Consider the following 5,216-nt stretch of genomic DNA (forward strand, 5'->3'; position numbering starts at 1 on the left):
ATTAATGTCATCGTTATTATCAATCAACACAATAAGTAAAATTATCAGTAATTCCAGCCCTAAACGTTTGCGTAATCGCTAACCTTCTCTTAACCTTGATTTGAGGCTTTTATCACGGTTTTTCCATTGATATAGTGCGTCCATACAACAAAAAAAGACCATTCGAGGCATGGAGCTTCCTCATTAATCTCAAGATGAGAAGAATTGGTACCGACAAAATTCGGCAGATTTTAAGAGGGTCAAAAAATGGACATGAATATGGTTGAGATTTTAGGTTATGCAGCTTCAATCATGGTCGCTATTTCGCTAACTATGAAAGATATTGTTAAGCTTCGTATCCTTAACTTTATTGGTTGTGCGCTATTTACCGCTTACGGACTAATGATTGATTCTTGGCCTGTAGTATTAACTAACGGTTTTATTGCTTGCGTTAACATCTACTTCCTAGCAAAAATGCAGCAGGAAAAAAAAAGCCTAGAGCCTGAGAAAGCGCAATAGCATTCAAACAATAAAAGCCCGCAAATCATAAGACTGCGGGCTTTTGCTTTTAACATTCCCTTTCTATCACAGCATCCTTAAACGAGCGCTAACGAACCCAGCTAAGTGCTAATGTTTCTCGACGAGAAAACATGTCCACATGCGATGAAATGATCGCCTTCACCGTATTCAGTTTCTCTTCTGAATCCGCCTCACAGGTTATAGTTAAACTAGATGCACAAAGGTTAAACTCCGCTTTTCCCGTCGGAAATGTCACCAAACCGCTATTTTCATTCCAAGTAGCAGGAACTTTTCGTCCAAAATGCCGACAAAGCGTCACTAAGTATTTGTCAGCGTGTTCGCTATCTATTCGGGTGCTTTCTTTAATCATGAACTTACTCGTTACTTTGAAACGTCCTATGAAGAACCTTGTTAGAATTGATAAGCTGCAGAGAGCTTGAAGTTGCGACCCGGCTCGTAGTCATCAAGCGTGAAGCCACGTGCAGTACCCGAACGAGACGCATGAGAGCTGTACAACTCGTCAAATACATTATCAATACCAAAGGTCACCGACAGTCCATCAATATCAGACGGCACCCATTGAGCGTATAGATTATGTACATCATAACTTGCTTTCTTTGGCTGACCATCAAAGACGTTGTCTTCCTCTAGAACAAACATTGAGTTCCACCCGAAGATCGTTTCTAAAGCGTCTGACTGGTAATCCAAAGTTAGAGCAATGCTATCACCCATATCAATGCTACGCCCATTGCCCCCAGCAACAGGACCACCAGTATTCTTGTTTTTGGTGTCCGACTTAGAGTAAGAAAGTTTGCTGTTAAACTTGTCGTAACCATAAGAAGCACTTGCTTCAAAGCCCTTAATCTCAACATCACCTAAGTTGTAAATCAGGTAAGTTTGAGTCGCGTTTTGGTACTGGTCTGCAATGTAATCATCAATTTCCGTTTGGAATACCGTAATATTCGCCCCAAAGAAATGCTTATCAAAGGTTTTATCAAAGCGAACACCACCCTGCGTGTTCAATCCCGTTTCTGGCTTTAGCCCATCCTCTAAAAATGCAACGTCTTGGTAAGCAATAAAGGTTTCCATTAGCTCTGGACCTTTAAATAGAGAGCGTGCACTCGCAAACAACGTCCAATCTTGAGTCACCGCCCATTCTGCTGCTAGAGCCCAAGTCACATCATCATAATTACTGGTTCCTGTCTCAGCTTTGCGTTTGTAATCATCAAAGCGCATACCTGCAGTAATAAAGAAGGCATCAGAGAAGAAGAACTGATCTTCTACAAACAGTGCGGTTGAAATCGCCGATTCGTCCATAAACTTACGACTACCGTAGTAACTCGAAGACGTTTTATCCATGTAGTCGAAGCCATAAGTGACTCGATTATCAAACTCACCTAACATAACATCTGACTGGAATTTGCCATTCAAACCAAAGTTTTGGTTTTTGGCGGTGTTCTTTGATAAACGATTCGAGGGCCAACGAGGGGCCATCACCGTTTCGTCACGTTTAATTTCTGTCTCGGTATTATAAAGAGTGACGTTTCCTTGGTGTTGTTCGCCTCGCAACTCGTAACTCAAGGTAACGGTATCGCGGTCATAATCCGTAGGGATAAGTAACTTGCTCGACAGGCTATTATTTGCACTACCCGACATATCAGGACGCGGACTGTAATCTCCACTGTCTCGGTACATGTCATAAGAGAGCTCAAAACGATGGATGTCATTTAGTTCATACCCCAGCTTAGCCAGAATGTTGTAAACATCACCTGCAGCACCATAGGTTTTATTGCCATCACCATCTTCAAAATCATCACGCGTAACGTAATGGCCATAGACCATCGCATCAATGTTTTCGGACAAAAGTCCGTACAGTGTCAACGAACCTTGTTGGTTGTCGTTGGATGCATAGCCGCCATAAACACGCGCACCAAACTTTTCATCGTAACGAAGTAAGTCACGAGCGTCTTTCGTTTCAAAGTAGACCGAACCGCCTAACCCGTTTTGAGTCACAGAGTTATTACCTACCTGAATGTCCGCAGATTTGAGAATGTCAGGGTTCAACGTCAAGTTACCAATATGATGGAACATGCTCGCATGCTGAGAAGCACCGTCAAGACGAATGTCCAAATCGGTTTCGCTCAAACCACGAATCGTAATACGTTGATTCACAGAGTGTGTTCCACCAACATCTACACCGGGAATATCGCGCAGTAAATCAGACATATGATCGGCTTGCTTCAGTGACATGTCGTCCGCAAACATCGACTCAGTGTTGCTGGAAACTTTCGTTCCCCATACAACGACCTCTTCAAAATGTGACTCAGTATCTTGAGCTAAAACAGGGGTTGATAGCGCCATTCCCACTGCAAGGCAAAGGCTTGAAAGCTTGATAGGTGAACAAGCAGGGCTTTCCATAACTTCATTCCTAAATATTAATGATAATAATTCTCAGGTATAATAAGCATGAGTTTTATAAATACAAAGGCGATTTGGTTATGCGAAATCGCACAAGTGTTATGAGGAAGTGTCAAATGCAGGAAGTCACAACAAAACGAACTAAAATTGCCAAGATAGCTTTAACCCAAAGACTAGAGGCGACAGAGAAACAATGGATTGTCACGCAAGGCCAACCTTGTCAAACTCAACTGGCCGAAGGTAAGTTCCTATCATATCAGTACAATGATCAAATTTTTGTTCATGGCGGGCGTTGTCTAGAACTTATTGATTCGAATATTGTTTCTACTGCACACGCCTCACTGCTGGTCACTATTCTTTTAGAAGGTAGACTCTCGTTTGGCTACGACGATTTGCAATTTGATTTAGACGCGAGCGACGGCCCTAAGGGTGTAGTGGTGAACTTACTCAAACCTGCAAATTTTCGTCGTTCACTGCTCAAAGATAACCTCATTAATAAGATCAACATATTGGTTAAGCCCCAATGGCTAGAGGCCCGCCTTGAGCAAAATTGTAGTCATCGAGCCTTTTTTAACTCTCATCAGGCGTTTCAACAGTTGGAGCCTAACCAGACGCTATGCGAGTTGGCCGAAACGTTAACAAATAGAGAAACACCGCAAGAGTTCCAAGAAAAGCTAGAGGTCGAAAGCTTGATCTATCAAATATTACATCAAGCCACCAAGCAAATTCCTAAGAATTTCAGTGCTAAAAACAGCAGTATTGAACGACACATTGATGGTCGAATTGAGGATATTGTCAGCTATATTGAAACTCACCTTGATCAAGAACTACGCTTGGAAAAGTTGGCGAGCCAATTCTCAATGAGTGTTTCAAACCTGCAGCGTCGATTTAAACAATCACTTAATATGACCATAAACGGCTACATTCGTTTTCGACGTCTTGAGATTGCTAGGCAACATTTGGAACGTGGCCTAGTGACGATAACAGAAGCCGCCTATGAAGCCGGATACCACCACCCTTCTAACTTCACTTATGCCTTTAAAAAGGCATTTGGTGTGCCACCACATGAAGTGATTAAAGAGTAAGGGGACTCTAGGTAACTGACTGTTATTTAGGAGTGTCTTATCCACAACATCGGTATATACTCGCCTTAAACGTTATGGAGGTTAAACATGAATATTGGTGCCGTCGCGAAGCTCACTGGGCTTTCATCTAAGTCGATTCGATTATATGAAGACAAAGGGATCATATCTCCACCAGCGCGTAGCGACTCTGGCTATCGCGAATATTCAGATAATCATATTCAAGAGCTTAACTTGGTATCACGCGCAAAAAGCGCAGGCTTTTCGTTGCAAGAATGCAAAGAGTTCGTACAACTTGCTCATAACCCCAATCGCAAAAGTAGCGAAGTAAAAGCAAGAACCATGGACAAACTGAGAGAGGTTGAAGAAAAAATTGCACACCTCATGGAGATCAAAACGCAACTTGAAGGTTGGGTTTCTTCTTGTCCTGGAGATGCAGAGAGCCGATGCCCAATCATAGACGAGCTCACCAAGTAAGCCCGCCTATCTATTGATCTCGTTAAAAACGAACTAGCTCGCTTAATGATAAGTACACATGCGCTTACCGTTTAACTCTATGATGTTAAATGGCGTTTCATAGATGTCCTCTAGCGTAGACGCTTGAATAACATCTTCAACCGCACCACTCGCCACAACTTTACCTTTCTTAAGCGCCAATATGACATCTGAGTAACACGCCGCGAAATTAATATCATGAATCACGACCACCATAGCTTTATTCATGTCATGGGCTAACTGCTGCACAACTTTCATGATCTGAAGAGAGTGTTTGATATCTAAGTTATTAAGAGGTTCATCAAGAAAGACATAATCTGTATCTTGTGCAATCACCATAGCAATAAATGCAAGCTGTCGCTGACCACCACTTAATTCATCCAAGTATTTGTCTTGAATATCTTGCAAATCTAAGTAGTCGATCGCTTTTTCTATGACCTCATGATCTTCTTTAGTCAGATTTCCTTTAGAGTATGGGAAACGACCAAAAGAGACTAACTCTTTTACGGTAAACCGCATTGTAATCGAGTTAGCTTGGCGAAGTACTGCCAGTTTTTTCGCTAGCTCTTTTGTGTCCCATTCCGCGATTTCCTTGCAATCAATGATAACACTACCGCCATCTCGCTCCGTTAAGCGCGAGGCCATAGATAACAGCGTGCTCTTTCCCGCGCCATTTGGACCGATAATCGATGTTACCTTGCCCTTTTCAAACTGAGTATTGGC

Annotated in this window: 6 protein-coding genes; 3 read left to right on the forward strand and 3 right to left on the reverse strand. The window is 42.4% G+C overall.

Going from position 1 to position 5,216, the window contains the following annotated elements:
* Nucleotides 1-246: 246 nt before the first annotated feature.
* A complete protein-coding gene (locus CAG68_RS15620; RefSeq protein WP_005376619.1) occupies nt 247-498 on the forward strand; it encodes a YgjV family protein in 252 nt (83 codons plus the stop codon).
* Nucleotides 499-586: 88 nt separating this feature from the next.
* On the opposite strand, the gene CAG68_RS15625 is transcribed toward CAG68_RS15620, so the two are convergent.
* Both CAG68_RS15625 and CAG68_RS15630 read right to left on the reverse strand, forming a co-directional pair.
* Entirely contained in the window at nt 587-868 is a 282-nt protein-coding gene (locus CAG68_RS15625; RefSeq protein WP_005376622.1) for a DUF2218 domain-containing protein, read from the reverse strand.
* Between the two features lie 41 nt (nt 869-909).
* Entirely contained in the window at nt 910-2,916 is a 2,007-nt protein-coding gene (locus tag CAG68_RS15630; RefSeq protein ID WP_005382608.1) for a TonB-dependent siderophore receptor, read from the reverse strand.
* Nucleotides 2,917-3,032: 116 nt separating this feature from the next.
* Here CAG68_RS15630 and CAG68_RS15635 point away from each other — a divergent pair, with 116 nt between their 5' ends.
* Both CAG68_RS15635 and cueR read left to right on the forward strand, forming a co-directional pair.
* A complete protein-coding gene (locus tag CAG68_RS15635) occupies nt 3,033-4,001 on the forward strand; it encodes a helix-turn-helix domain-containing protein (protein ID WP_005382609.1) in 969 nt (322 codons plus the stop codon).
* A gap of 87 nt (nt 4,002-4,088) precedes the next feature.
* A complete protein-coding gene (cueR, locus tag CAG68_RS15640; protein WP_005376627.1) occupies nt 4,089-4,475 on the forward strand; it encodes a Cu(I)-responsive transcriptional regulator in 387 nt (128 codons plus the stop codon).
* Nucleotides 4,476-4,517: 42 nt separating this feature from the next.
* Here the strand turns inward: cueR and CAG68_RS15645 are convergent.
* Nucleotides 4,518-5,216: ATP-binding cassette domain-containing protein (locus CAG68_RS15645; RefSeq protein ID WP_161441342.1), on the reverse strand; the 699-nt coding region annotated here is incomplete at its 5' end.

Source organism: Vibrio sp. V42_P2S4T144, from assembly GCF_009904715.1.
Classification (GTDB): domain Bacteria; phylum Pseudomonadota; class Gammaproteobacteria; order Enterobacterales; family Vibrionaceae; genus Vibrio; species Vibrio alginolyticus.